Origin of the sequence: Aeromicrobium sp. CnD17-E (genome assembly GCF_024124745.1) — a bacterium.
In the GTDB taxonomy this organism is placed as follows: domain Bacteria; phylum Actinomycetota; class Actinomycetes; order Propionibacteriales; family Nocardioidaceae; genus Aeromicrobium.
Genome location: NZ_JAMXRU010000187.1, coordinates 1 through 2,488, shown reverse-complemented (window position 1 = coordinate 2,488; position 2,488 = coordinate 1). Strand labels below are relative to the sequence as shown.

At 75.6% G+C, this 2,488-nt stretch carries 1 protein-coding gene; it reads right to left on the bottom strand.

Annotated features, from left to right (window positions below; all coding sequences use genetic code 11):
• Positions 1-2,488: fatty acid synthase subunit beta domain-containing protein (locus NH339_RS17890; protein WP_253027348.1), on the bottom strand; the 2,488-nt coding region annotated here is incomplete at both ends.

Sequence of the window (2,488 nt, the reverse complement as noted above, 5' to 3'; positions counted from 1 at the left end):
GCACGGGCTCCCCGGCGTCGGCGTCGCCCGGGCGGCCGCGGACGCAGAAGCGCTCGACGAGCGTCGCGACCGTGGCGTCGTCCTGGCGGACCTCGACGTCGACCGTGACGACGCGTCCGAGGTCGGTGGCCTCCACCGAGCGCAGCGAGGCGCGGACGACGAGGTCGGCACCGTCGAGAGGCGTCGTCGCGAGGGCGACGGCGTGGTCGAGGTGGACGAGGTCGAGCATGCCCTCCACGACCGGCTCGCCCGACGCCGCGCGGGCCGCGCCGATGACGGCGAAGACCGCGGGCCAGGCCAGCCCGACGAGAGCGTCGGGGACGACGTCGGTGGTGGTGCCGGACGTGACGCCCGCGTGGTCGGCCACCACCTCGTCGCTCCAGGGGGCGACGAGCTCGGCGGCGTCGTCCGTCACGGTCGGCAGGGAGCCGCCCGCTGCAGCAGTCAGGAGGTCGAGCATGGCCGACGCGGCGGTCGCGGTCGGCACGACGGGCGCAGCGCCGGTGGCGACGGCGTCGGTCACGTCGAAGGTCAGGGTCAGGACCCGACCGGCACGGTCGAGCGGGACCGTCAGCTCGGCCGCGCTGCCCGCGCCGGTCAGCACCGCACCGGTCTCGGGGTGCTCCGCGCGCTCGGGCGCCACGATGACCCACCCGCTCGACGTCGAGGTCGGGGGCCCGAGTCGGTGGACGGGGTTGCGGACCGTGCGGCCGGCCCAGACGGCGTCCGGCGCCGCCAGCACGAGCGAGACGGCGCCGTCGGCACCCTCCGCGCGCCGCAGGCCGACGACCTCGCGCGGCGCAGCACCTGCGGCGAGCACCGCGTCGACCGTCGCGTCCTCGAAGCGGCGCAGCAGGTCGCCCACCGGCTCGTCGACACGCGTGATGCCGGCGACCGAGACGGTGCCGGGGATGACGCAGACCTGGTCGGCGCCGAAGCGCGGGTCGTGCGCCTGCCACAGCGAGTCCGAGCGCCACCAGCGACGCACGTCGGCATCGACCACGGGCACGAACGGCACGGGCTTGCCCGGACGACGGCACACCTGCACGAAGAACGGCACGTCGGCCGGGTGCAGCACGACGTCGTCGGCGGCCGGGTAGGTCTCCCGCAGGGCCGCAAGGGCCGCCGCCGCGTCCTCGACGTCGGCCGGCGCCGCGAAGAGCGTGGCGACGTCGCCGTGGTCCTCGGGCGCCAGACGCGCCTCGGCGCGCTGGAGCATCGCGTGGAAGCGGTCGCGCAGGGTCACGTCCAGCCAGGTCGAGCCGCCCACCGCATCGGCGCCGGTCGGCGCGACACGGTCGGTCGTCAGCCCGGCGAAACGCTCGAGCCAGGCGCCGTAGGTCATGGCCGCGACGTCGCCGAAGTACGGCTTGGCGGTGCGGTCGAGCGCCTCGACGATCTCGTCGCGTCGGGCCGCGACGGCCTCGGCGTCGCCGGCCACCTCGTCGAGCAGGCGACCGGTGCGCGAGGCGGTGTTGTCGATCTCGTGGATGTCGGCGCCGAGCTGGCTGCGGCCCGACGCCATGCCGCCGGACGCGTGGCCCGCACCCACCCAGTCGGTGGTGCCGGGGGTGTCGACGAGCAGCTGCTTGACGTCGGGCGCGGTCGTGGCCTCGAGCGTCGCCATGGCGGCCGTGCCGACGAGCACGCCGTCGAGCGGCATGACCGGGTGGCCGTGGGCACGCGCCCACTCGCCGGTCAGGTAGGCCGCGGCGACCTCGGGCGTGCCGATGCCGCCGCCGACGCACACCACGACGTTGTCGTGCGCGCGCAGCTGGGCGTAGGTGGCGACGAGCAGGTCGTCGAGGTCCTCCCAGGAGTGGTGACCGCCGGCCTTCCCGCCCTCGATCTGGATCATCACCGGACGCGGTGCGACCTGCTCCGCGATGGCGAGCACCTGACGGATCTGCGCGACGGTGCCCGGCTTGAACGCGACGTGCTGGACGCCCGCCTCCGAGAGCTCCTCGACGAGCGCGACGGCCTCGTCGAGCTCGGGGACGCCCGCGGTGACGACGACGCCGTCGACCGGGGCACCGGCCGCGCGCGCCTTCTGCACCAGGCGCTGGCCACCGAGCTGCAGCTTCCAGAGGTACGGGTCGAGGAAGAGCGAGTTGAACTGGAACGTGCGGCCCTCGTCGAGCAGCTCGCGCAGCTCGACCATGCGGTCGGCGAAGATCGGCTCGCTCACCTGCCCGCCGCCGGCCAGCTCGGCCCAGAACCCGGCGTTGGCGGCAGCGGCGACGATCTTCGCGTCGACCGTCGTGGGCGTCATACCGGCGAGGAGGACGGGCGAGAGGCCCGTGAGGCGCGTGAAGGCGGTCTCGACGCGCAGCGAGCCGTCGGGCAGCGTGGCGGCCGTGGGGGCGTAGGAGCTCCAGGGGCGGCTGCGGCGCGGCGCGGCGCCCGGGACGGTGAGCTCACGGTGCCCGCGACGCGTGGCCACCGAGACGACGCCGGCACCCCGGACCTTGGCCTCGCCGGCGCTGAG